This is a genomic window from Halapricum hydrolyticum (assembly GCF_025517535.1).
In the GTDB taxonomy this organism is placed as follows: domain Archaea; phylum Halobacteriota; class Halobacteria; order Halobacteriales; family Haloarculaceae; genus Halapricum; species Halapricum hydrolyticum.
In genome coordinates this window covers 1-26,093 of the sequence record NZ_JAOPKC010000033.1, presented here as the reverse complement: position 1 = coordinate 26,093, position 26,093 = coordinate 1, and the positions used below count along the sequence as shown (strand labels likewise).

Below are 26,093 nucleotides of genomic sequence, written 5' to 3'. Positions count from 1 at the left end.
TTCGGGACAATAATGATCGTGGCGTCGATGACCTGATGGAAGAAATCGATCACCTGTTCGTTCATTCAACAGCTGACGCTAACGTGCAAAGCTGAGGTCGTAAATCAGTCCTACACGACGACGTACGGTGTCGCCGTTCGAGCCGAGGCTATCGATCGGGACGCTCTCCACGTTGCAGGTATCGTTCGAGGAGTCAACGCGTCAATCGTCGAGCCTGTCGCGGGTTCTGAACGACAGCTCCGTCGTAGTACCCTTACGGCGGAGGTTCTTCGACAGAACCAGTCACAGGCCACGCTCCGAATCGAACTCCGTGACAACGAAACTGGCGCACCGATCATCCTCGACGACAGCAGTCGCTGGTATCCGATTGGGGGAACCACCCGTAACGGATACATCACCATCGCCGGACAGCAGGTCGAGACCAATGCGTCCGGGGTAGCCATTGTAACCGTCGACGATCCTGGGATCTACACAGCCCGATATCACCCAGGCTCGTGGCTTGGGCATAACCCAGCCTACGTGAGTGATACGGCGACTGCCCGCTGGCATCCACTCGGAACCATCGACGGCTGGTTCGCGTTTCTCTTCGAGATCTTCTGGCAGTTCATCCCGTTCTTCGTGATGTTCTACGCTGGACACCGTCTCCTCCGAATGCTCGGTCCAGAAGATCTCTTCCAACGAGACCCATGACACGAAACAACCCAATCATCAGCAGACGAAACGTCCTCCGAACAGCCACAGGTGCCGTGCTTGTAAGCGTTGCTGGCTGCCTGACCGACGATGGAGACTCTGGAACTGGCTCTCCAGACGGTCAAGGCCCACTGCAACGAGCCGCTGTCGAAGGGACCACGCTCGTTGTCGAACTTTCGCCTGACGCTGATGTCGATCAGGTCAACCTCATTCAGCCGAACGGAGAGCTCTTCGGAACCCGTGACGTTGCCGCAGGGGCCCAACAGGTCTCGTTCGAGATTGGAACCGCATATGACCCTGGTGAGTATCGCGTAGTCGCACTGAAAGGCGAGGAGACGGTCACAGAGAGTACAACGGATATCGTACCGGAGATTCAGATTCAGGACGTTGGACTCTACCGGAATAATCCTGACAAGCCGTGGGACGAGGTCTACGGAGACACTGAGACAGATCGAAAAAAGAACGGAGAAGCATTCGTTACCGTCGAGAACGTTGGTAGTGGGCCGGATGCTGTCGTAGAACTTCTGTTCTCTGGTGATGTTCCGAATCCAATTGAGGACCCAAGAGGGGGTGGAATCTACGGTGCTGAACAAGTTGTAATCGCTCCAGGCGAGACAATTGATCTGTTCAGTAGTTCGTTCCCATTTGGTACAGAAACCGAGAATGGAATGGGATGTTCGCCAGATGGGAATAGTGGTCAATTCACCGTTACTGTTGAGACACGAGTCGAAGGCAACCGGATCTCAAAATCCTACGAAGTCCAGTACTCAGGGTCCGACGACATGACGGACTGTGAGGTCACAATCACGGAAACATAACCATGGTTGATCTAATTGACGTCGTACTCGAGGGAATCAAAGGCGCCGTTGATTGGTTCATCGGGCTGTTCATGGACGGCCTCGTCACGGGATATGAGACTCTGACTGAGGGAATGTTTGGAACTCCTACTCCAGAGACGAACGGGGCCTTTGTTTTCGGGCAACCGACCAATGCACCCTGGCCAGCACTTCAAGATGCTCTTGTCGGTGGCGAGATCATGCTTCTCGCGCTCCTGCTCCTCGTGATGAGTGTTCAAGGGCGTCACACAGTCCGGATCTTCAACATTGGCAGTGCCTATGAAGCTCAGAAAGCTAAGAAAACAGCGTGGGTCGGGGCTTTTCTAATCATCACGTGGTACTGGGTTGGAACTCTGGCGCTCTACCTAGTGGACGGATTCACAATTGCACTGATGCCAGAACTCTTCTCAGTTGCCGAAGCTATGCTCGGGTTCCTAGAAGTGACGATCACAAATCCTGGTTTAGGATTCTTGTTCGCGTTCATCGGTGGCATTTCGATGTGGGCTTTGGAGGCCCTGTTCTACATTCGCAGGGTCTTACTCTACGTATACTTGTACGGGATGCCGATTTCGTTCGCACTCGCCTACGGAAATATCCCTGTCATCTCTAGCATTGCGGCGGGATTCTCAAAACGGTTCGTTCCACTGGCCGTACTTCCATTGCCCGCAGCAATAGTCCTCAAAGGATATGATCTCATATACGCTGGCGGGTCACTAACGCCCGGAACGGCGTTTCTCAAATATTTAGTTGCCTCTTCTCTCCCGCTGGTTGCGCTCTACATCACTTGGAAGACGTTCAAGTATGCGACCCCGCTGACAGCCAGAGTCGTTGGAGGGACTGCAAAAGGTGCAGCTCTCATCGGCGGTGTCGCGGCTGGCGCCTACGTTGGCGGAGCGGGTGTCGCGACGACAGCCGCACGGTGGGGACCGAAAGCAGCAGCTGGCCAAGCTATCGCACAGAAAGCTGCTGCTCGAGGCGGGCACGGAACTGAGGACGGATCCCCATCGTACCGTCGAACCGAGAATGACCCCAGTGGGGCCACTGCAGACGCATCGAGTGACAAAACCGGAATGGAGTACGATCGAGGTATTCACTAATGTCTACAGATCCAGACGCGGCAGCGCGGCGTATCATGAACCAGTTTGGCGAGGAGAGTCGCATCCCCTACCTCAACATCGAGGAGGGGGACGTCGGCGTGCTCATCACCTTCCCGATAATCGGGCTCTTCATCGCGAGTCTCACTGGCGTCGAATCACTAGCTCTTCCGTTTGTGGCTGGCGGACTCGGGTTCGGTGTTGCAGTCATCTACGTCTCTCCCGACCACCTGAACGCGTGGACGTGGACGAAGGGCGTCTATCGATACGCCAAGCGCCCGCGAGTCACGTTCAGTGCCCCAGAAGCAGCTGACAGTACCACGAACGAGACCGAACGAAACGAGGGCGGGCTCGCAAACTACACACCGTTCAAACCGGATGAGCGAACGCAGGACCTCACGAACATCAAGCGGGCGTGGCCCGGTGCTGGCGCGATCCAACGGACAGACGGCACGATGGAGGCCTTCATCGAGATCGACCCGGGGAACATGGACTTCGCGATGTCGAACGACTGGGCCCAGCTCCAGAACGCGGGCGGAGACTTTGCCAACAAGGAACTCGACTCGAAGCTCAAATTCCACGCGACAACCCGTTCATTCCCGGTCGAGCAAATCACAGAGACCATCGAGGAACGGCTTACCGACGAAGACGTCACGGAGAATCCGATCTTCCGGGAACTCCTTGAGGAATATCGAGAAACACGCCCCAGAGAGATGCGTGACCGTGGTATTCAGCAAATGCGATACTACCTTGGCGTCGAGGTCACACCGCTCGAAGTCTACGACCGCTTCCGAGACGAGGGGACGCCCGCCGAGAAACTGACCAAGTTCCCCGTCATCGGGTTCCTGTTCAATCCCTTCGTGACGCGACGTGAGGACCTCACCGATGTCGAACGTCGCGCCCAGATGTTCGAGAAACTCGACAGCCGCGTCAACGACGTTCGCGCCGAGTTCATTCAGCAAGCGTCTGGCTGGTCTGCTCGCCGGCTCAGTACGGTCGAGCTGTTCGTTCTGAACATGGACTTCTGGAACGGACGCGAGCACGACTACGACGACGCAGACCGCGTCATTCGCGAGCAACCGATCATCGGCCACTCACGCCGGGAGGATGAGACCAATGCGTAGTGTCACTCTCCAAGCGAGCAGCGGGCCTCTCGCCCAGCTCACAGAGTGGCTACTGGATCCAACATCACCTGAGGGTGTGGCGGTTTACCTCCTCTTGGTTGTGGCCCTCGGCGTCGCCGGGAAACTCCTCTGGAACCGGCATACCGCCGACGACGAACCCGAAGTCGACTTCTCGGACGTCCTTGACGAGGAGACGCTTAAGGAGGGTCATGTAGAAGGCCAACTCCTCGACGACGTTTCCGAGTCTCACAAGACGGTGACTGCGCCAGCAGCCATCGAGTGGGAGACACGAGCCGCACGCGTTGGCGAGCAGTGGACGACGACGCTCTACATCGCTGACTACGCCGACTACCCGAACGACGGCTATCTGAGTGACCTCTTCGAGCTGACCGACGTCGAATTCGACCTCACAGCTCACATCTCGCCGAAGAACCAGCAGCGAGCGCGGAACGAACTACAGGACATCGCTGACGACCTCCAGGTGGACGCCGATCTTGAACAGAGCGTCCGCAGTGCGTACCTTCAGGAGCGAGCAAACGAAGCCGCTGCGACCTACAAGGCCGTCGAGAGCGGTGCGAACGTCTTCGACCAGGGAATGTTCGTCACGGTTCGCGCCGCCGACAAGGATGACCTCAGGGACTCGGTCCAGAAAGTCAAGAGTGCTCTCCGCGATGATCCAGCGAATCTCACGCCGAAGACCGCAATCTGTCGGCAGGACCTCGCGCTGCAGTCGGCAGCCCCCATCGGAGACAACGTATTCGGGCGAGAATCTATCGCCCTTGGTGGAGCCGTCGGCGCACTGCTCTCGTCGCCCCATAATGCGACGATCCTCGAAGAGGGTGGCGTTGAGTTCGGGATTCACAAGGACAACCAGAGCCCCGTCGTCATCGACCCGTTCGCCCGTGACAGCGGGTATGCGATGTTCACCGTCGGCGATACTGGGTCTGGGAAGTCGTTCGGCTCGAAACAGAACTTCATCCGCTCTATCGAGCAGAGTAAGGACCGCATCGGTATCATCCTCGAACCGCTCAACAACTGGGCAGGTGTCTCCGAAGCACTCGGTGCGAAACGCATCACTGTCGGTGGGACGCTCGGTCTGAATCCTCTGGAGATTCGCCAGACACCAGATCACGTCCAGCGGGCGATGGGTGAGGACGCGAGCCCGTTCAACGAGAAGCTCGACGACGCGATGAGCTTCCTGACAAACTTCTTCGCACTGCGGGGTATCTCGCTCGGTGATCGTCGGACGACGCTCGAACTCGGCCTCAAGCGCGCCTACAAGCGCAACGACATCACCGACGACATTTCGACGCACAGCAACCCCAGTCCGACTATCCGGGGGATGATGGACGTCTTCGAGGACATGGTCAGCGACCCCAAGGAGTTCGTCGTTCGTTCCGATGAAGAGTCCGGGAAGATTCGCGAGGACGCGACGTGGCTTCTGGACCAGCTTCGCCCCTTCGAGGAGGCGGGTCGCCACGCCAATCTCGGGAAGTCCTCAGAGTTCGATATCCGTAACGAGAAGGTCATCTATCTCGATCTCGCCCAGCAGGAAGGCAGCGTCGACAGCAGTACGGCACTAACGATGCAGTTGCTCATCTCGCTCGTGTACGAGCGGGCGAAAGAGACGGATAAGGAGGTCGTGTTCGTCATCGACGAGGCGCGCTACATAATGCAGGACGCCGCGAGTCTGGCGTTCCTCGAAACGGTGTTTCGACACCATCGCCACCACGACCTCTCGATCCGGCTCGTCACCCAGACCGTCGACGAGTTCTTCGAGCACGCCGAATCCGAAGCCATCCTCGACCAGTGTGCCGTCAAGCAGTTCCATCGGCTGGACGGGATGGACGACCAATTGGCCGACGAGTTCGGCTTGAATTACGCACAGATGCGCTACGTACAGGACGCGGTCCCCGGCAATGAGGACGCCGGGTTCTCTGAGGCGCTCGTCGGCGTCGACGGTGAGTGGCGCGGCATCAACGTTGAGGCGATGCCCAAAGAGAAGCAAGTCATCGACTTCGACCCGACCGAGCAGCGCCGTTCCTCACTCCCCGGCGCTGGTGAAGGCGCAGTTGATACCGACGTGCAGGAGTTCCGAGAGCAGCTGGAAGAGCAAACGACTAACGGACAGTCAAGTGACGCGGAATCCATCTCTGCCAAGCCTGACGGCGGTTCGATGGAGGGAGAAGACAATGCGTGAGTATCTCCGAGTCACGCCAACATCAGAAGGCCTAGATCCCGAGGGAATCCCTCGAGTCCTCGAAAGCCTGCACAAACTGACGACGGCAAAATCAACGGGACTCGCGCAGAAGCTGAACCCACTCCACAGTAAGACACCACCCAAGTTCGAGTTTCTCGCACTATCTGAGGGAGCGGACGACCCTGTCGAGTTCTTTTACGGCGCCGACGAGCATCTCGACACGCTCGAAAAACGCCTTCGTTCGATCTATCCCGAGACGTTCGACATCGAACGCGTTAACGTCGACATCGCTTCACAGCTCATTCAGCCAGTCGAATTCACACCAGCAGAGTTCATCGAATATTACGAAGCAGGGCAACTACAGTACGAATTTAGTCCCGACGAGCAGCACGAGCTTGGCAGCGACGTGCGTGACCAAGACCAGGCACTAACGACCGAAGCGCCCTCCGTTGCAGATGGTGGTACCACCGTTGGTTTATCTCTTGATCACTTCGTCAAAATTGGGGAGACGGCACTTGAACTTGCACCGCAGAGAGCAATACCGGACCAGCAACCACTGACAACACTCGAAAAGCCGACGGAGACGGCCGAGGGAACAATACTCGCTCGGCCCACCGTCGACGCCGTCTCGCCAGTCGGGGTACGCTGGTCTGGTTCAACCACTCGAAAGAAAGACTGGATGACGTCGTTGACGCCCTTCGCATCCGAGGACGAAGACGACGGATTGGCTGCTATCGACCAGCCCGGTGCGACTCTCGCGTCACTCGTCGACCACCTGATGGAGGCGGCGTCACCAGTAGCGTTTCAGGTTGTGTTCCAGCGACGGACAAGCTGGCAGTCCGACGTCGAGATCAGAAAAGAGGATCTTGTCGACGGACGGGACACCTTCTTCCAGGAGATCGTTGGCTCCTTCCTCGAGGTCGAAGATCAGCGGAGCAATCACGACGAGAAACAGCTCAGCGAGTCAGTCGCCAAGCGTATCGAGTATATCGACGCGAAGAGTCCCAAGCGGTCGTTCACTGCCAACATTAGAGCAGTCGGCGTTCCGACCGGTGACGAAGCCCGCGACGACCTCGCGGCCCAGATGAAGGCGCTTCGTCCTGTGTTTGACCCAATCGACGGCCCCTATTACGAAGTCGAAGGAGAACGACTCCGTACTGGCGGCTTTCGTGAAAAGACGAAGGAGAAGAACGCTCAGAGAGCTCTCCAGCAGTTGCTTGACCGAAAGATTACGACGGGCCGGGGTAAGACCCGACCAGATTTCGTCCTCTGTGGGACGGAACTCGCGAACTTTGTGCTCGTCCCATCGTCTGAGCAGCTCACAGTTGAGGGAACACGCGGTACTCGCGCTGAACAACAAAGCCGGAACCCGCTTCCGTGGCCCAATCCAGATCTGGTTCAACAGTTCCAAGAGGGAATGGAGATCGGGTATGCACTCGATGAGAACGGATCTCCCCAACCGGACCCGATTCGGATTCCACCGAATCTCCTGACGACGCACTACGGCCGATTCGCCTCGACCGGTGGCGGAAAATCGAAGGCGATCATCAACGACGCGCTGTCCCTCCGGGCGACGACCGGCGGACCCGTCGTGATCGTCGATCCGAAAGGCGACGGCATGTGCGCGAATTACCTTCGCTGCCACTACGAGCGCTTCAACGGAGTGGACGACGTCTACCAGTTCCGCGTCCCAGAGACGGTCCCTGCGTTCTCCTTCTTCGACATCCGGCCTGCGCTCAAGGCCGGACGGAACCGTGAAGACGCGATTCAGGACAAGGTCGACCACTTCCACGACATCATGCGGATGGTCATGGGCCGCAAACAATACGGACAGGCATTCGTCGCGAACGAGATCCTCAGCTACCTCATCAAGGCCCTCTTCGACGAGGAATACGGTAGTGATGCCTTCGGCCTTGATGATCTCTTTGCGGCTGCACTCCAGATGCAACGCGAGCGGACAGTCCCTCCGGTCGCTGCTGAGAACCAAAATGTCGAGGAGTCGCTGACGCGCCACTTCGAGAAGGATGACCGTCGATTCCAGGTGTCGATGGATGCCGTTGGAAACCGTCTCGACAAACTCAGAGAAGACGCGCACCTGCGACACATCTTCAGTCACGTTCCGGAACAGGGCGATGATGGCGAATACGTCGATAACCGATTCGACTTCCGCGAGTTTCTCGACGAAGATGCCACGATCCTGTTCGATCTGGGTGATCTCCGTCCAGAGGCACAGCGAGCAATCACACTTCTTCTGTTGAGTAACCTCTGGGACGCGGTACAGGTGCGTCGACGTGACGGGAAGACAGACTACGAGAAGCTCACCAACCTCATCATTGAGGAGGCGGCTCCCGTCGCCTCAACGAAACTTGTTTCCGAGCAGCTGCTTCCCCAAGGCCGGTCCTTTGGCCTGAGCATGGGACTAGTGATGCAGTTTCCCGAGCAAGTCAGGAATCGAAGCGAGCGCGCCTACAACGAGGTCCTCAACAACATCAAGACGAAGCTCATCGGGAACATCTCCATCGAGCGCGACCTCGCCGAGTCACTGGCCCACGAAGACTTGAGTCCGACTGACCTGCGAAATCGGATCAACACGCTCCCCAGCGGGGAGTGGATTGCACAACTCCCAAGCCCATCATTCGGGGAGACAGGGCCAGCCCCGTTCTCTGTAAAGCCGCTCCCGATAGCAGTCGGCCATCCAGAGAGCGACGAGCCGCTTTCTATCGAACAGGAGGACCACTTCGAGACCGTGGCCCTCCCTCGACTGTCCGAGCGGACACAGACCCAGTACGGGCTTGCTGAGGCCACTAGCGAATCAGAGCCCGGAGACACCGAGGGATGGGGAAGTAGATCGATGGATGAACGGTCGACATACACAGAATCGGATAGCCCTGTGGACACGACGCAGTCGTCGTTCATCGGACAGGCAACCAGTGGTTCAGCAGCCGACGAAGAGAACGAAGGAAACGAACGAAACGAAGGGGAAGACAGGGATACCATCAACCCACTCTTTGGGGATCCTGAGTCAACTGAGTCAGAAGAGCTAGTCGGTGAAGAAGAGGAGACGGTTGTCGACGAGAACAGATCGTTACCAGTACAGGCTGGTGGTGTAACCGTTCCAGATGACGAGCTTCGACGGCGCGGGCTTACTCACGACGACGTCCGATTCCTGACCCGCATCCTCGACGTGATGAATGGTGACGCACCGAATCATGGCCTCTTGGATTCAATGAGTGCGTTCAAGAACGACTTTGACGACCTGGACGTGCAACGGCTCGTCGATCAAGACCTGCTGGAGGAAGGACGAGCGTGCGGTCGGAAGTACTACACCGTACTCCCGGCAGGGCGAGAACTACTCGGCCAGAAACTCAAGGTCGGCCCTGGTCAGGGAGATGTCGGGGAGAAGACGCCGCACAAGGTCGGTGTGAAGCTGCTCAAACTGTGGTTAGACTCCCGCGACGACGTCGCACAGGTCGAATCCTACTATGAGTACGATGAGGAGACGGTGTTCGATGTTGCCGGTTTCGATGCTGACGGGGAACTCGTGTGGGTCGGTGAAGCTGAACTCGCGAGTAACAACAAACACGCGCCAGTCGACGACTACGACAAGCAGAGTGCGGTAGATGCGAACGCTGTCTGGGCGTTCAACAGACGCGAGACAGCCGTCGAAGTGCTGGACTGTCTCTCTGAGGCTAATCGAATTGAGAGCAGTGTGAGCGGCCGTGCAGCCCGGTCGTTCTCAGATATTCGAGAGGCCGTTGAATCGTTCGACGCAACTGGGCTGACGACGATTCGGAGCTTCAACAAACTCGACCAGGAGTTCAATTCATGAGTTGGCGACAAGCGACTCGCGAAGAGATTTACAGGTACTACGCCGAGGAGTTTCCCTCATACCGTGACGAACTCCCGTCGTTCATCACAGCGAAGGGACCGAAACAGTATGCACTCGCGTTTCGGGAACCCCACCCGGTACGGAAAGACGGAGTCCCAGACAAGGACTTCATTCGCCGAGATACGTGGCAGACGAACACCTCCGGTGAGCGGACCACCGCAGTGTTTCAGGAATTCGACGACGTCCTCGAGTTCATCCGCCATCCAGCACGAAATGATCCACTCGGTCGGAGTAACTTCGCGCTCGCAGACCCAGACTTGCTTGACAAACCAGACCCGTGTCCTGATGCAGTCTACTACGCCCTCGATCACTGGGAGCGGCCGTGGGTCCTCCTCGTCGACATCGATGCGAAAGATATCGCCAGGAACCGAGCAGCGGATACGGTCTCGGAAGACGTCGACGACCAGAATAACGATGCGTTCCTCAACGCCGCAGGAATCCTCGACGCAGCTCCCGAGGGGTATCCGTATGCCTTTGAGGATATCGAACGAGCCATCGAGTACGGCTTCGAGCTGCGGGATATCTTCGAGGATGACTTCAACGCCCAGGAGACGATGGTGGTGTACAGCGGCCAGGGCGTTCACGTCTACCTCCTCGATACGGACCCTGCCCATCGGTACGACGGTAAGAGTCGAGAAGTGCTGAACGACCTTCTGCAAGACACCTACGAGATCCCTATCGACCCAGTGGTTACTGCCGACCGTCGTCGAGTCGCCCGACTACCCTACTCGTTGCACGCTGACGTCTGTAGCATCGTCATGCCGATTGAGAGCCCGACCTTCGACGTTCGGTCTGCGACACCGGAGGTGCTCCAGTCATGAGCCGGTCGACGCCTGTCGAGGACGAGCGTACCGCCTATTGCGTTGCAACGCTCCCGCTCGAATACGGCACAACTCGCATCAACCAGTTGTTCACGCGTGGCTACAATCGCTACATCGTCGACGGCGAAGACCAACCAGACGATCTGTTGAATGACCTCGAACGGTTCGGGACAGCGGCGTTCAAAGAAGATATCAGGGCCAACGCCGCAGAGGAACCCTTCGTCGACGAGCCCGGAACGCTCGCCGTTCTCGCGACGTTGAGCGCAGTCTGCGTCAAGGCACACCCGAAGTTCGATCACGCCCCACCGCGAAAGGTGCAGGTCCTCTACGATATTCGCGAGCTCTACGTCAACAATCTCGCCTCTCTCCTGCGAGAATTCGGTGACGGGAGTCTTCAACAGGATATTGCAGAGGTGTTGTACGCGAAAGGCCCCGGAGAGGATGGTCCGCACCCGGGTCGCGTTTGTACTGGGATCAAGGAGATGCCCGAGTTCAGTGAGGGGTTGTATCTCGAAATCCCGATGGCTGCGGCGTCGAGGGACTGTCTCGTTCACGCCGACACCGAGCCAGGTGAGACCGGAGAACTGCTCACTCGCGTCAAGGACAACTGCCTCTACGTACCGGTCGGTGATTTCGACACGAAGTATCGCGAGTACGCTAGACGCGCGTTCAAGAAGCTTCTACGAGTCCAGGAGGAGAACCTCTCGGAAGACCAGCTGACGTGGCTGACAACGAATGAGTCGGCCATCACAGAGCGCATTGACCGCTTCATCGAGACAGGACACCACGAACGAATCTGGCGAGACTGGAACCCAGGTGAACGGACCATCCGTGTGCTCCGGGACGCGATTCGAGACGTTCCAGATGAGGTCGTCTCACTGGGGGAGTTCCACTCGGCGAAGGAGCTGTTTGAAGCAGTAGAGGCGTACGACCCAGAATCGGACTGGAAGCGAGACGTGTGTAATCGTATCTCCAGTCCTCGGAGTCTTGGGAATCTCCTTGCATCCCAACGCGACCACCGGAATCTCACTATCCGACAGCACGGAAATACGAACCACTATCGGATTCAGGAGTCTTCGCGTGACGTCCAGCCTCTTGACGTCGAGTCGATCGAAGATCTGTTCGAACTCCCCTGTATGGCGAACATGGCCGAACGCCTCCATGAAAAGAAGCCAGTCCGAAAGGACCTGTACAGCTTTGCTCGGATGGTGATGTGGCTGCCCCAGTACCAGGACAGTGACCTCGAGACGATTGTCGCAGACCTCAAGGACATCTTCTCACGATGGCCGTGGTACGACGAACAGGTCACCGACTACCAGATTCGCTACGAATTCTCGAATACGATTGGTGGCGACACCCCGCTTCCGATGAACTGCGATAACGACGATATGCAGCGGTACTGCATCGGACAGGATGAGTGTCCATACTCGATTTGGGGGAGTCTCCCCTTCCCGGATGAGATGTACGATCGACTAAGTGAAACCGAGGGTAAGGGAAACGAGTTCTAACGCAGACAGTCGATTGTCAGGTACCACATCATTATTCAAAAGACGGGGGTGTGACGGATATTGAAATCTCGTCATCCACTTTTCAGGCCTTGTATCGACCAATTTGGCCAAGAACGGGTGAGTCACTAGAACCAACATTACGTAGCCCATCATTTGCCGTCAGTCAGTTATACCAAACCTCAATTACAATGTGAATCCGATTCTCTCGAAATCAAGGACTTCACCACCCCGTCGAGTACAATCCCACCAAACTACCGTATCTTAGAACTCGTCGAGGACATCAATAACCGCTGAGAACTGCCCGACGCCCCTCTTGCTAAATCTAAGCCCGTTTCATCACTCTCTGCACCTCCAAAATCATCCAAAGGAAGGCTAAGGTACACCGGTGCAAACGCCGCTGGCTCTCTCCGGCCGAGGGGCTATCAAACGACAAGTGTCTACAGCAAACATATCAGAAGCCGCTCATTGGATGGTGATGCGATTCGCGGTGGAATTTTCTCACCCCCAAGAGGGGTGAGGGGGCGCAGTGATCGCCCACTCAACTACTATGTCTTCAGAACACGAGCGACAGCAATCGCGGCTACGTAGCGAACAGATAGAACAATCAAGCGATGCGCCGTGGGCGGATCTCGAACTGACGGTTCCCAACGAGAGAAGTCAGCTCTCAATCGTCTCCTTCGTCGAGTGTGTCCTCGTGGAGCTTACCCACGAAGAGGTTGGTGCGGAGTACGTCTCTACGAACGTATGGGGAGCAAAGCGAACCCAGTTCATCCCCATCGACGACAACGGCGAGATGTTCCGGAAACGGCACTACGATGAACGACTTGGGTGGCACGAGTCGACGGTCAGTCGGCGGGCTGTTCGTGAGGATCTCATCAGCCGGCTCACTCGGTCGTCGTCCCAGGCAACTGATCGCAGTCACGACGTGCCAGTCAACAACCCAGATACGTTCAGCGTCAAACCGGCTCGAAAGCTCCAGATGCGCTGACCGAATCTGAGTTAACCAACAACCTCCTGGGATCGGGTCTAGTGTTGGTTAATATCGTGCTCCATTCGAAGCCAACCAGGCGGCACCCAGTACGCCTCACTTGACGGAGAACTCTTCCTCGAAGTAAGAACGATATTCGTAGCCCCGCAAGAATACGTATGCCCGACACAACGTCCACGGACGGTCCCCCTTCTTTCGAGGACCCATTTAGCGAGGACGACGTCGAACTACGCATCTACGGCACCATCCTGCAGACCCGGGAGCCGACGACGGCAAGCGCGATCGCCGAACGAGCAGAGTGTGACCCGAAGACAGCCCGGAAATACCTCAGCTGGTTCGGAGAACTCGGCATCGTCATACGCCATGACGGCCATCCGGCCACCTACGAGCGCAACAACGCGTACTTCGAGTGGCGACGCATCAACCAGCTCGTCGCCACTAATAAAGGGACACAATGAGTACGTTCGATACAGAGATGGCGTCCAGCACCGATTCCTCGGCGACGGTCGACGAAGAAGTCCGCCGACTGTACGAGCGGTATCAGGCGGCCGAGAGCGACGCTGAACGCCACCAGATCGCCCTCGAGATGGGGGAACTTGACGGACGCCGCCACGCGGAGATCTACGCCGCGCTCGAAGACGAGTGAGTCAACAGGCTCTCAGCGGCTCCGTAGCTATTGGCGACCGCTTTGTATCCAGTGACGACGCATCGTAGTTAACCGACCATCACGACGTGCTGGCGCTTGTTGTCGGCGGAATCGAAGACCGGATCATGGCCCTCTGGAGCGAGTAAGGGCCGCGGTCTCGCGTGGAGTGTTTATCCGCGCCAGAAGGCGTGCAGCGCGCGACAACGTGCGCAGCGTGATTCACCATGGATGATCCCGATCCACATGACGACACGAGTGCCGACTATGAACAGTTCGAGACTGAGCTCCTCGCACAGGACCGCGACGTCACCGGCGTCAACACGGCGGACATCGACGACACGACGGCCCAGAGCCAGATCAACGAGCTCCTCGACGCGGACGTCGTCACTCCAGTTCCCGAGGACCGCGTTCTCGTTCACGAACCGAGTGGTACTGCGTTCGACTCACCGACGCAGCTAGCCGTCTTCCACCGTGGCTGGACGGCCGCCTGCGATGCCGACGAGGAGGCCGAGTAATGCAGCAGACGCTCACGGGGTGTGCATTCTGCGACACTCCGCCCGGCGCCGAGGCTGGCGAGGCGCATACGTGGGGTCAGGATGATCGGGTTACTCACCCCATCTGCGTCGACTGTGCGATCCAGTCGGGGCCGGATCCCGACGAGCGCGATCACTACGCCTGCGACGGGTGTGGACTCGTCGTCGACGCGCTTGCTGCGCTGACGCGGTTCCGCGTGGAACTAGGGCATCTCGAAGGCCCGTTGCAACTGTGCGAGCACTGTAGTCCAGGGGGGCTCGCAACGTACTGGACACGTGATCTCAAGGAGCATCTCGTGGCCGAGTGAGGCTCACATCGTACACACGAAAACGTCTAAGTGCGTTGGCTCACAATGTACACATCATGAGCACCGATAAGAAGCGCGTGCAGTTTCGGGCCCCCAATCGGCTCATCGACCGCGCCGACGCACTTGCCGCAGTCCTCGGGGAAGACCGAACAGACGTCCTCGTGACCGCGCTTCGGGAGTACCTCCAAGACGCCGCTCACGACGACGCACTCACCCAAGAGATCGCCGCCGCCTATTACGACGATGAGATCAGCTTCGAGCAGCTCAAGGCACTCGTCGGCGCCGAGGAGGCGGCAAACCTCCGCGTGTTGAAACAGCAGTTGGACGAGGACTTCATCGACGAGGTCGCCGACGCATAGATGTCGCGGCTTATCGCAGACGCCTCCGCCCTCGTGAGTCTCGGGATCGTTACTGACGACGACCCCGATCCACTCGCACTCTGTCTCTCCCGGTACGAAGTCGTCGTCCCAACAGCGGTCATCGATGAACTCCAAGAGATCGCCTCCTACGATGACGTCCATGGACACGCCGCGTCCGCCGTCCTCGACCAAGCAGAGTCATTCACGACACAGTCGGTCGACCTCGATGCCGAGTTCCCCCTCGATGACGGTGAGAACGCGGCGGTCACGCTCGCGAACGATCTCGATGCTGCGCTCTTCCTCTGTGACGAGTTCAACCAACTTGGCTTGATCCACGCCTCACTCGCTGATACCCGACTCGTCACGACACCGACGCTGCTCTCGGTTCTCGTTCGAACTGAACACCTATCAGCTGCCGATGCGCGGTTGCTCCTCGATGAGATTAGCAACGCCCGTAGCTGGGGCGCGAACAGTTACGTGCAGCGAGCTCGCTCATTGCTCGAAGAGCCCTGACACCGTGGAGGATACTTCGAAGTGAACAGGAATGCCCGATAACGACGCTCTCTACGACGTTCGTGAACGAACCAAGAATCCCGAGCACGCATCAGTTGACGATGTAGTCGAACTCCTGCTCGAACGCGCACAGCATCCCCGGACGGAGCACCGGGACGCGCATCTCGACGAGATGATGGCTACTGTCGTCGACAGATACGGGACCGATCCCGTCCGAACCGTTATCCATCGCATCCTCGTCGACCACTACCCCTTTCGGACTGCCACGCACGACCTCGAGATGCGCAACGTAGATGGCATTCGTATCGGGACGGCAGCCGGCCGGTTCCTGACAGAACTGAACGCACAGGACGACGGCTGAGATCGGTGTGAGCGATTCGTGTCTCCAAGAGCGACACCGCACCCGCCCGGTTTACGGCCATTTGGGGTCGTCTGCGCGACCGATGACTGCCTCCAGACCCGTACACTGGGACGCTAGAACAGCTATGGCGGCAAAATTATTCGGCTTAGTTAATACGGAACCGGAGGAGCGCTCCAAGGCCCCCGAATGCAGTATCGAACTGAGCACCTCGATCTGTGTCAGTCGACACAACGAGACACTCACCGCCTTTGTCGGTCGTCGCTTCCTCCAGTTCACGAATCTCCGCTGGTGGCCGTGCGTCGGAAACGAGAAGGACGTCGACTGCTCCATAGTCGAGGGCGGTTCGCGTTTCATCAGCTCCGTAGGCGACATCTCCACCCTGTCCCAGCGCCGTGAAGAACCGATCGAGGGATTCCCGCTCCCGTCGGCGCTCAGCATCAGACAGTACGTCCTCGGCACGCTCTGCGAGCTGCGAGAGACCCTGCTTGGTCGCGTACTCAATCGGATAGACGCCTAGTATGTGGTCCCGCAACTCGTGGTGGAGATAGTCACCCTGCTGGAACTCGTCGACGGTGATCGTCGTCCCGCCGAGGATGACGCCATCGACAGTGGACTCATCGAGGAACGTCTGCTCGGCGGCGTCGGCGACCTGCTCGAAGAACTCGTGTTTCTGGCGGTCGCGTTCGCGTTCGAATCGCTGCGCACTCTGACCGCCAGCACGGGATTTTCCCATCACTTGGCTCTCGAAGGTCCGGCTGGAAACGATGCGTTCGCCGGCGAGGCGACCGAGGGCGGCACGGCCCCGTTCGAGAACAACCAGACCGTACACCTCTGACGGGGTGAGCGCCTGCTCGACGGGAGTTGTCTCGAATTCAGCTGCACAGCGGTACAACGAGACGTCGACGCGGACGTTGAGATCGTCGAAGACGGCGTCCTGCAGCTCACCGTCGACGACACCAGCGTAGATGACGAGGCCGCTTGGTGGTGTCTCTTCGTACGCTTGGAGGAGGCGTCGGATGCGTCCGAGAGCGTCCTGGACGTGAGTTCGTGTCTGATCGGATTTGATGTTCGCAGCCTGTGCATATTCGCGGCCGATGCGCTCACGGACCGCATGGAGTGATTTGTCTGGCGGGACGGCCACGGTGATGAGCTCGGTGCCCTCGCCACGGTAGTTTGTGAGCTGGTCGATTCGATCGCGGAGTTCGTACTCGGTGGTCTGCATTTGTCTCGGTGAAAGCGGCGTCGCTGCTCGATGAGAAGGCGATACACCCGCCGGCGCCGCTACCAACTACGAAAGAACAGAGCAAGCGCTCATCGTCCGCACGTTCACCTGTTGCACCGGCGGTGTGTGGTGCATACTATGTCGTTCGCGACGGTGCAGGATAATGCTTACGTCGAGACGGCAGGCGGTGGCCGAGAACGAATAGAAAGCCCTCGGCCGCTCGGCATCCCGCGACCCACACTGCGCTCCTCGTGCCTGTGGTGCTTGCGGAGTCGGGGAACGACCGAGACGACCTCGCCCTTTCTGAGTCCACCAGGATATCGACTGTGTCACTGAGCGCCGAGCCCGGTTGAACAGGTTCTTTGTTACGGCACGCCCCGCTCGCCGCTTCCGCCCTCCGCGTCGCTCGCGACCGACCATTCCGGGCATGCGGGCGCTCTCCACACCGCGAGCGCCCGTTCCGGGCTAAAATGAATCTGGTCTCGACGCCAGCGGGTATCCCCGTCGGTTGCGCCCCTTGCGGGCTTTCGCGTTCCAGCGCTTGGTGCCGCCTGCGCTGTCGCGCGCCACACAGCGGCGCGCGTTCTCGACGACAGTCGCCCTGGACACGGTCCCGCGCATCGGGCCGGACACGAGCGGGCATATCCCGCTGGACGCTTGCTCCGGGCAGGTCGGCGCGCGGTGCTGGTTGAGTGACCTTCCTTTGGCGCTCTCGCTCGCGCCCCAGGGGGCGCTCACGAAGGCGCGAGCGAGAGCGCGTAGATGGTTCTGTCGGGCGTTGTCGTCGAAGAACCGCGATGTAGGAGCATCGCGGTGTCGGGCGCGTGAGCGCCTTCAGGTCTTGGTGAGACCAATGTCAAGTAAGAACGTCTTCGGTAATGAGGTTTCGGTCGATGAACAGGCATTCGAAAAAGCGGACGAAGCGGCTGTCGATGAAGAGGGCTTCGAGGTCGTCGATGAGACGCCGGAGTTCCAGGCGACGGTGCAGATGGAGGTGCAGGCAAAAGTCGATGCGAACCACCCGGATGGGATGGTCGACACCAGTGAGGAGCGGATTTACGGTGCGACCCTCGAACAGGAAGAGCGCATTCGAGCTCGGGAGGGTGAACTGGAGCGCATCAGTGCCCAGGCGGAGATGGGGACGCAAGAAGGTCGGGAGAAGCGGACGCGAGATATCGTGACGAAGCGGAGCGCTGAGCGGCGTGCAGAGTTCCAGAAGCGGGCGGCGAGCGTAGACCCGTGGGCAGACCCGGAGAGAAACGATCCTCGTGCAGAACTCAGGCAGGAGCAGTTGGCGGCGGTGAACAAGCAATCGATGCGGCTGGCGGAGAAACTGGATGGCTGGTCGCGAGCAGCGATTGGTCGGCGGCTGGGTGAAGCCGTAGTCAGTGGGAAAGACCTGACGAGTGCAGTCGTCGGGGTGTTCAAGGAGTTACAGACGGCGCCGGGACAGGTAGTTCCCATCGGGATGCTCGAGGACGTCAATCGCAAAGAGGTGAGCATCGAAGGTACTGTGACTGTGCTTTGGGAGAGCGACTCGCCGGCCATTCAACAAGTCGGACTCATCGAAGACGAGAGCGGCCGTACGAAGCTGACTGTCTGGAAGAAATCGAATCAACCTTGGATCGAAGAGGGAGAGCGCGTGCGGATCCACGGCGCGGCAAAGAACTGGTACAACGGGCGCGTATCGGTGGCTCTGACCGGCTGGTCGACCGTTCATTTCCCCGAGCGCGGTCGGTGGTGGGAGTAGCCGGTCGTCGACCCCTTCTTTTTGCTACGTGCCGGACCGACCCAGGCCCCTCCTCCCCACCCTCCGCTCCGTGCTCGCTCCGTGAGACTCGCATTCGCTCGTCTCACGTGCCCTCGTTTGCGATGCTCACGAGGACTCCGCTGCGCGCGCAGCCACGACCTCGGGTGTCGGTGTGACATTTATAACAGAAAACGGGAGAAGGTGTGCGCGACCGGGCGTGTTTGTCCGACCCCACGAAGGGTGCGGGCGCACCAGCGCTCAGAGTTACGCATGAAAATCGAAGGAGACTACACGTGCGACATCTGTGGCGAATCGTTCGAGACGAACGTTGGGATCGCAGGCCATATAGCAGGCCACAAGCAGTCAATCTCACCAGACCACATCATCGAGGGACTCAGACGCGTCGCCGAGCGGAAAGGCCGAACGCCGATGCAACCCGAAATTGAGGAAGAGACGGAGTTCACAGCTGGTGCCGTACAATCAACGTTCGGGAGTTGGAGAGATGGGCTGCTAGAAGCGGGGCTTGAACCACTCGATCACTCGTACTCAGGAGAGGAGCTAACCGACGAGTTGCGGCGCGTGGCCGAGATACTAGGTCACTCTCCGTCAGTAAGGGAAATGAAGAAATATGGAGAAGTATCTCCAGGTGCGGTAACATGGCAATTCGGATCGTGGAATACCGGACTCGATGCTGCAGGACTGTCGACGACGAAATCGACCAAAGTCACACCGCAAGAAGTAATCACAGCAATTCAGGCCCTTGCTGACGACCTTGGGCGGCCACCGACCGCCTATGAAATGGATGAACAAGGGGAGTATGCAACGAAAGTCGCCCAGTGGCGCTTCGGTAGTTGGAACGCTGCACTTCAGGAAGCGGGTTTTAACCCACATACGCGGCGAAATATCTCAGAAGAGGAGTTACTTCAGGAGCTGACTCAGCTCCGCGATGAGCTGGATCATGTGCCCTCATCTGTTGAAGTGCGAAAACACGAAGAGATCACGATCTACCCATACATCCATCGGTATGGGTCGTGGAAGCAGGCCGTGGAGGCAGCCGGGTTCGAGTACCGGGGGCAACCGAGCGGACCAGATCATCCGCACTGGAAGGGCGGCTACGGGGACATTTCGTACGGACCGAACTGGTACAAGCAGCGCAAACGCGCGTTGGAGCGTGACGGCTTCGAGTGCCAGATGCCGGGCTGTACAATTGACCGAGAGGCACACCACGAACGCTGGGACCGTGACCTGAACGTCCACCACATTACGCCACTTGGCACATTCATCGATGCCGACGGCGTCCTCGACTACGAACGCTCGAACCGGCTTGAGAACCTGGTCACGCTCTGTCAGCGCCACCATATGTTGTGGGAACAGTTCGCTCCGCTCCAGCCCGATATCCGCTAACCGCGCACGATGGTGTTTCTCGCCCCGGAGATGGGTGGCGGGGACACCCGTTTCCCGTACCAGCATGACCGAAAATACAACGCTCACAGCCCGTGAACGGCTTCGTATTCATCTCCGCGAAGCCCGCTGCACGACCGACTCATCAATCGTGGAGGCACAGCTCGACGCCGCGCTGGACGCCTGGAACGATCTGTCGCCGACACCCCTTCGGGAGTGTACCGTCTGTGGGAAGGTCGGACTGCCAGAGCGAATAGAACAGCACAGTTGCCGGAGTTGATACAGTGACTCTTCCTCGTTTTGATTACTGTTTGTCTGACCCATACGAGTAGTCTATCATCGATCTGGTAGATACCAAATACTGTTTCTCGTTCCTTTTAAGACAACAAAGTTCTAACATCATCACCAACGCTGCATACCTCTCTATGCCTTCCAATAAACCAGATCCTGACGAGCTCACGGTCAAAACCCAGTACTTCATCTCAGGAGAGACCAGCCAGGCCAATTTAAAGAAAATCCAGCAGGAAATCACCCGGATCCTTCAGATGGAGGGGTACCGGCAGACCGATGTCGATCCACTTCCCATTGGGCCAATTCAACATACAATGGACTTCCGGCTCTTTGATGGTATCCCAGTAGAGGACCAAGAGTCACTAACAGAGAAAGCGAAGAACCTCTTCGGAAAGTCAGGGAGCACCCGAGGAGTTCGGGAAATAACCAAAGACGAATTCCTTGAAGGCCTGAAGAAAGCGAGAGATGACCTCCCATTCCGACTCGTGTTCCACTTCAAACCCTACGAGGAAGGCGATGTAGAAGGATACGACATCGAAATTGAGTCTATACCAGTTCTACTCCAGAAGTATCGGCAGTTGCCCGTCCGTGAAGACTACAGCTACAACAAGAAAGACATCGTCAGCCAAAACAAGCGGGAAGTAACGCGTATCATGGGGCGGATGGGCCTCGAACCTCTACAGGAACCTTATACCGAGGCGGAGACACTGGAGGCCCAACTGAAGCAAGAGTACCGGAGACACCTCAATTCATTAGAATACGGCGGCAAGGTTCTCCAATATCTGGATGAGGGAGACACATGTTTCCAGAGAGATTTGTATCACGCTGCTCTCAACTGCTACATCCACGCCCTCGAATGGACCATCATCACCTACCTCAATGAAGATCGAGGTAAGGACGTAATTGAGGAACAAAAGGAAAACGAGGACACCCGGTACTACTTCCACCACTTCGTCGACCTGATTCAGGGAGACTCTTCCATCGAACAGACGACTATGGAATCACTGCAGCAGTACAAGGGAACCGAACGTCACTGGATCGCCCACCATAGATCCGGGGACCTACCCGAAACAAGGGTGGAAGACGTCCGCGAAACTCTGCTAAATCTGATCGGCGAATTGTTCACTCCAAGTTGAGTCGGGCTTTTATTACCGAGTCAAGTGTTGTTCCAAAAATTCCCTGTCCATCTGATTATTTTCTGCTGCGAACTGGTCCGCTATATCTAATGCTGTTTGGAGTGAACCGTTTCCTGCTGCTTCTGCACTTTCGTACAGTCGAGACCGGTTCTGTTCTTCGCTATTGCGTGCAATAGCTGACCAGTCCTCGCAGGAAACAGTCTCTACTAATTCGTCATAGAGTTCTATAGCAACCACTGGATAGGAGATGGACTGTTCGGCAAACCACTCCTCCATCTGCCGCCAATGGTGATTTTTGTGGGCAACGATTGAAAGAGATCGGATAATATGTCGTTCTTCCTCTTCCAGTGTCGTTTTACTCGAGTTCCTTACGCAGTCAAGGAACTGATAGACTTCCGCACCACTCGCCTCATCGTCGGGGTCAAGCGTGTCTAACCTCCATGACCAGAGCTCTCGAATCTTTCCCCACTGTTCTTCAACATCGTCATTTCCCATTGACGAAGACATTGTTGACGCTAATTCCTTTGCTCCGTCGCGATCTACTACATCGTAGAACTGTCGTATGAGACTGTCCCCATCGGTGATGTCTTCATCTTCGAACAGATAGATGGAAGCGACGTGTGCGGTTGTCGAGCGCACCGCGATTTGATACCTCTCATCCTCGTCTGTATCTATGAGGCTGAGTGCGTGTCGGTAGTATGGGCGGAAAGAGTCATCATCCCAGTATCGATTACTTGCTGTGTAGGAGTTCCACGCGGCAATAAACCGTTGTCGACCATTCTGGTCAGTATCACGAGGGAAAATATCTGTAAGATGCTCTTCAATCAAATCTGGATCAAGAGAATATAGATGCCCAAATCGGCGTCCGATTACGGATCGAACCGCGAGTGAGGGATCCTCAAGGATCCGATCCCGGATTGGGTCGAAGATATCCTGGGAAAGGTCGTCTTCGGTGCGGTCATCCTGCCAGCTGAGGTAGGTAATATACGCGTTCACAGCCATTGGTCGGACACTGTTGATCGCTACTTGGACGGGGTCACCATGTCCAGCCATCCCCTCCGGAGGCTGGTCTCTATCGGCATCTGGGTCCGGGTCAGTCAGTAAGGTTCGTAGAATCGATTTAACGGCTGCCTCAGTACCGGCTGGGAATTCGATTGCATCCACTGCAATCCCTTTGTTTATTAGCCTTGCCAAGTTTGTTCGGACCTGTCCAGTCCATGCAGTCGGTGATGCGGTAATCGCTTGGCCGAGTTCAATAATGGACTCCCAGGGAAAGGTTTCTCCATCGTCAACGAGCTCCCTGAAGGCCCGAAATGCGGCTTCAGCATACCGTGGGTTCGCGTCTTCCAACACCGATATTTCACGCGCATATCGCTGCGGATCCTCCATAATCAGCTCTCGAAGCTGGCGGGAGAATCCTAGATAATTCTGTTCCTCAAGTTGATCGTCCTCCAGTGTATCCCAAAGGTCAGATTCTGGCGGTTCCCACTCGACTGCAGTCGTCAATACTTTCTCGGCAGGCTGTTCACGGAGTTCCTCGGTTTCGACGGGCCCTCGTTCGCGAACTATCCCTCCGCTCACCGTTGGCTGAGGGGTTCGCGACGGTAGTTGATCCGGTTCACCATATTTCTCTATCAATTCATCAAGCTGATCAGTATACTCTCCCTCCAAGTGCTCGCTGATCATGTACAACCGGTCTCGTCGCCATGTCTCACGAATCCGTTGTTCGAAGTAGCTTGCTGATTCTTCACCTCGTTCAGCCATCCGTGCCGCTTGATCCTCTACTGAATCGGTGTATGGCCCGTCTTGGATAATCTCACATACTTGGGTTTGAGCAGCGTCATCCAGGTATTCGAATCCTGAACTGAGGACCAGATAAAATTCGTACTGTGATTGGTGTTCGCGGTAATTCTCCGTCGCCGTCAATTCATCTTGAATGGTTTCCTCGAATGATTCCGGGTGCTCGCTGAGGACATAGAGGCCAACACGTCGAAGAAGGGTAGGTCCAGATAGAAGTTGCTCAACCAACTCGGTTTGCTCGTTTCCTAATGTATTCTCAGCCACCCAGGCAGTAACCGCCCGTACAAAATATTCCAGAAGAATCTCTTCGAGGCTGCCTCTATTGTCCTCGACATAGTGCAAATCAGCGAAAGAGGTACGTGCCGCAACCGGCCTTGCCCTGTCAGCGTATTGGTCCAGAGCCGCGGTGAGCTTCGAGGCGAACACGCTAATCAGTTGTTCACCTCGCTCGCTGATTAAGTCGTCAAAGCTCTCGTCAAGCATTGTTGTGAGATTGTAGCGTACCATCCCCTGGTCAATGTCTAACTGGTCCCCATCTCGGGGTTCCAGGATGGCTTCGAGCATTTCAAGTGGAACGTCGTATTCACCGTTTTCAGCCAGATATGAGGCTAATCGCAGTGTGTGGCTGGCGAGGTATCCGTATGCTTCGTCGTCTTGGATCCAGGTCGCTGCTTGTTGCCCGATTATAGCGGCATCATCGACTGGGAGGTCCCGGCCAATGGAGATAAGGAATCGGAGTGTACGGTTATCGTCGGTGTCGATTTCTTCAGCCACACGCCGAATAAACGTTGGTTGTGTCTCTGTGGTCCGTCCTAGATAACTAATGAGATTACTATCTGGGTTGGTGAATGCTCCGTCCTGAAACAGTAATTCGGCCCAGGATTGGTCCAGGTCGGTATCGTAGAAATCGTTCGCCATTGAACAGCTTGCATCAACGCTGTCGAGAACCGACTCAACGATCTCGTCTGGAAGTTCAGCTGCATCTCGTTTTTTGAACTCGCTAATAAGCAATGACAAGGGATAGAATCGGAGGCCATCATCAGCTACGGTTTCTTCAATAAGTTGCACGATGAGATGGGATTCTTCATTGATAACGTGGTCTGAGAGATGGGTTGACCACGATGTGACGTGATCGATTTCGGTCTCGAAAGTCCGATTCTCATCGACAAGCTGGATTAATTTCTCAGCATAATAGATACATGCGCCTCTGCGGGCGATTTCAATGTGATCGGAGCGCTCTTGCAAGAACTCGCGGAAAACATCATGGACTTTGAACGTTTGGAGGCCGTCAGCATTCCGACCGATTGTCTGCACGACGGTCCGGGTACTTAGGGAATCAAGAATATCACCGACGGTGATGCGGTCAAATCCATATTCCTCTGAAACAACCTGTGTGCAGAGTTCCTCATTGAGCTCATCTAACGGTGCTGTTGCCAAGAGGAGGCGGCGTTCATCAGGCTCTAAGAAGCCAAAATACCGTTGTTCGATCTCTTGTTGTACTTCTCGTTCTGGGATGTCGGGAAGCTCCTGGTCAACGTCCGACTCGGCCAACAACCCGATGTACAAGGGGTGGCCGCCTAACTGGTCATGAATCGTACGTGCTCGTTCGGTAGAAATTTCTGGGAAAACATCTTGAAGAAATGTTACGGTCTGTTCTTCGGTAAACATCGAGAGCGATACAGCTGTCTCGAGGTCATCCCATGCAAGTCGACCGGCCGTGATGAGAACCACCTCTGGTGGAAGGGTGTCATCAGCTTCTTGAATCGCATCTCGAATCGCACGTTCATCATCACTTAGTTCATGTACGTCGTCAATACAGATGAGCAGACGCTGATCCTCGGGGAATAATTCGCTAAGGCCCAGTAGGGAATCTCGATACCCAAACTGTGCTCGTGATGCTTCGGCTTCCACGCTTTCGAATGAGACACCAGCTCCGCCAACTGGTGAACTGACACTGAGCCCGGCAAACTGTCGTCCCTCCTCTTTTTTGTCTTCAGGGAGAGCCGCAAAGAGTGCGTGGCAGATTTCGCGAAATAGATCATTGAGACTATGGTTTGCCCGTATATTTCGCTTATTCACATCAAGATCGGCTATGCCATCGGTTATTACCCGTTCAAGAATTGTTGTTTTCCCAACGCCTGGCTCACCATAGATATGAATCGGACTCTTCCTCTCTTGGATATATTGGACTATGATTTCCTCCTCCGGCCGGGAAATTGAATCTGCAAGAAAAACACTGTCCCCTGTCATTACACAAGGGTTCTCAAAGCACCCTTTTCAATATTTATCCCGGACACCACCCTACACAGTATAATCATTCTCATTAACTTCGTACAGTTTAGAACCTCTCATCCATTGTGAAGATCGGAATTTGAGTGGTTTCTCTTCGCCCATCAATGAGTGAGGGGCACACCGAACCAGCGGGTTCCCGAAACATAGTGAAAACGATGGCAACTAGAGACATCTACGAAACGAGCTTCGACGAGGATATCCAGACGAGGTCCAGCACAATCCAATGTCCAGGGTGCATCCGTGTTCGGTTAAGGCCATACCTCCGGATTAAAGGCTTGAGCCACCCGTTTGTTCAAGGTGAGGCGTGATCTCTCTGGTTGGCGTGCCTCAC

20 protein-coding genes and 3 pseudogenes are annotated in these 26,093 nt (G+C 56.7%); 21 read left to right on the top strand and 2 right to left on the bottom strand.

Translation table 11 applies throughout. The features are described from left to right. Positions 1–93: 93 nt before the first annotated feature. From OB916_RS17055 to OB916_RS16110, 16 genes and pseudogenes are all read left to right on the top strand, one after another. Positions 94–690, top strand: a pseudogene (locus OB916_RS17055) (hypothetical protein); the annotation flags it as partial. Next, positions 687–1,508: a hypothetical protein gene (locus OB916_RS16180; protein ID WP_315910335.1), complete on the top strand. Its 822-nt coding sequence runs from the start codon at positions 687–689 to the stop codon at positions 1,506–1,508. The pseudogene OB916_RS17055 and the gene OB916_RS16180, both read left to right, overlap by 4 nt. Before the next feature lie 2 nt (positions 1,509–1,510). Continuing rightward, positions 1,511–2,623 carry a hypothetical protein gene (locus OB916_RS16175; RefSeq protein ID WP_315910334.1) on the top strand — a complete coding sequence of 371 codons (1,113 nt, stop codon included), beginning with the start codon at positions 1,511–1,513 and terminating at the stop codon, positions 2,621–2,623. Continuing rightward, positions 2,623–3,744: a hypothetical protein gene (locus OB916_RS16170; protein ID WP_315910333.1), complete on the top strand. Its 1,122-nt coding sequence runs from the start codon at positions 2,623–2,625 to the stop codon at positions 3,742–3,744. Before OB916_RS16175 ends, OB916_RS16170 begins: the two co-directional genes overlap by 1 nt. Then, positions 3,737–5,944 carry a VirB4 family type IV secretion system protein gene (locus OB916_RS16165; RefSeq protein WP_390884102.1) on the top strand — a complete coding sequence of 736 codons (2,208 nt, stop codon included), beginning with the start codon at positions 3,737–3,739 and terminating at the stop codon, positions 5,942–5,944. Before OB916_RS16170 ends, OB916_RS16165 begins: the two co-directional genes overlap by 8 nt. Continuing rightward, positions 5,937–9,773: an ATP-binding protein gene (locus OB916_RS16160; RefSeq protein WP_315910337.1), complete on the top strand. Its 3,837-nt coding sequence runs from the start codon at positions 5,937–5,939 to the stop codon at positions 9,771–9,773. Before OB916_RS16165 ends, OB916_RS16160 begins: the two co-directional genes overlap by 8 nt. Next, on the top strand, positions 9,770–10,654 hold the full coding sequence (locus OB916_RS16155) for a DNA primase (protein WP_315910331.1): 885 nt from the start codon (positions 9,770–9,772) through the stop codon (positions 10,652–10,654). Before OB916_RS16160 ends, OB916_RS16155 begins: the two co-directional genes overlap by 4 nt. Next, entirely contained in the window at positions 10,651–12,162 is a 1,512-nt protein-coding gene (locus OB916_RS16150; RefSeq protein WP_315910330.1) for a primase-associated protein, read from the top strand. The genes OB916_RS16155 and OB916_RS16150 overlap by 4 nt, the downstream gene beginning before the upstream one ends. A gap of 547 nt (positions 12,163–12,709) precedes the next feature. Beyond that, positions 12,710–13,150 (top strand): hypothetical protein, encoded by a 441-nt coding sequence (locus OB916_RS16145; RefSeq protein ID WP_315910329.1) that lies wholly within the window; start codon positions 12,710–12,712, stop codon positions 13,148–13,150. A 158-nt stretch (positions 13,151–13,308) separates the two neighbouring features. Further along, a pseudogene (locus tag OB916_RS16140) lies at positions 13,309–13,587 on the top strand (DUF7342 family protein); the annotation flags it as partial. A gap of 17 nt (positions 13,588–13,604) precedes the next feature. After that, entirely contained in the window at positions 13,605–13,796 is a 192-nt protein-coding gene (locus OB916_RS16135) for a hypothetical protein (protein ID WP_014732633.1), read from the top strand. Positions 13,797–14,020: 224 nt separating this feature from the next. Next, the gene (locus OB916_RS16130; protein ID WP_315910327.1) at positions 14,021–14,311 is read left to right on the top strand and encodes a hypothetical protein; all 291 of its coding nucleotides are present in this window, start codon (positions 14,021–14,023) and stop codon (positions 14,309–14,311) included. Next, entirely contained in the window at positions 14,311–14,637 is a 327-nt protein-coding gene (locus OB916_RS16125; protein WP_224338416.1) for a DUF7558 family protein, read from the top strand. Before OB916_RS16130 ends, OB916_RS16125 begins: the two co-directional genes overlap by 1 nt. Positions 14,638–14,693: 56 nt before the next feature. After that, positions 14,694–14,996 (top strand): hypothetical protein, encoded by a 303-nt coding sequence (locus OB916_RS16120; protein ID WP_315910326.1) that lies wholly within the window; start codon positions 14,694–14,696, stop codon positions 14,994–14,996. Beyond that, positions 14,997–15,509: a hypothetical protein gene (locus OB916_RS16115; RefSeq protein WP_315910325.1), complete on the top strand. Its 513-nt coding sequence runs from the start codon at positions 14,997–14,999 to the stop codon at positions 15,507–15,509. Between the two features lie 31 nt (positions 15,510–15,540). Continuing rightward, positions 15,541–15,870, top strand: a complete 330-nt coding sequence (locus OB916_RS16110; RefSeq protein WP_315910324.1) for a hypothetical protein — start codon at positions 15,541–15,543, stop codon at positions 15,868–15,870. 145 nt (positions 15,871–16,015) lie between these two features. Here OB916_RS16110 and prf1 read toward each other — a convergent pair whose 3' ends face one another. After that, positions 16,016–17,092 carry a peptide chain release factor aRF-1 gene (gene prf1, locus OB916_RS16105; RefSeq protein ID WP_315910323.1) on the bottom strand — a complete coding sequence of 359 codons (1,077 nt, stop codon included), beginning with the start codon at positions 17,090–17,092 and terminating at the stop codon, positions 16,016–16,018. Positions 17,093–17,945: 853 nt separating this feature from the next. Here prf1 and OB916_RS16100 point away from each other — a divergent pair. From OB916_RS16100 to OB916_RS16085, 4 genes are all read left to right on the top strand, one after another. Further along, on the top strand, positions 17,946–18,842 hold the full coding sequence (locus tag OB916_RS16100; protein ID WP_315910322.1) for a DNA-binding protein: 897 nt from the start codon (positions 17,946–17,948) through the stop codon (positions 18,840–18,842). A gap of 270 nt (positions 18,843–19,112) precedes the next feature. Continuing rightward, the gene (locus OB916_RS16095; RefSeq protein ID WP_315910321.1) at positions 19,113–20,246 is read left to right on the top strand and encodes a homing endonuclease associated repeat-containing protein; all 1,134 of its coding nucleotides are present in this window, start codon (positions 19,113–19,115) and stop codon (positions 20,244–20,246) included. 64 nt (positions 20,247–20,310) lie between these two features. Further along, positions 20,311–20,523, top strand: coding sequence for a hypothetical protein (locus OB916_RS16090; RefSeq protein WP_315910320.1), 213 nt, complete (start codon positions 20,311–20,313; stop codon positions 20,521–20,523). Positions 20,524–20,668: 145 nt separating this feature from the next. Then, complete coding sequence (locus OB916_RS16085) at positions 20,669–21,670, top strand: hypothetical protein (RefSeq protein WP_315910319.1); 1,002 nt, start codon at positions 20,669–20,671, stop codon at positions 21,668–21,670. A gap of 12 nt (positions 21,671–21,682) precedes the next feature. Here the strand turns inward: OB916_RS16085 and OB916_RS16080 are convergent, their stop codons facing one another. After that, positions 21,683–25,720 carry an AAA family ATPase gene (locus OB916_RS16080; RefSeq protein WP_315910318.1) on the bottom strand — a complete coding sequence of 1,346 codons (4,038 nt, stop codon included), beginning with the start codon at positions 25,718–25,720 and terminating at the stop codon, positions 21,683–21,685. Between the two features lie 146 nt (positions 25,721–25,866). On the opposite strand from OB916_RS16080, the pseudogene OB916_RS17050 reads away from it, so the two are divergent. Next, positions 25,867–25,998 (top strand): annotated as a pseudogene (locus OB916_RS17050) (transcription initiation factor IIB family protein); the annotation flags it as partial. Positions 25,999–26,093 lie beyond the last annotated feature (95 nt).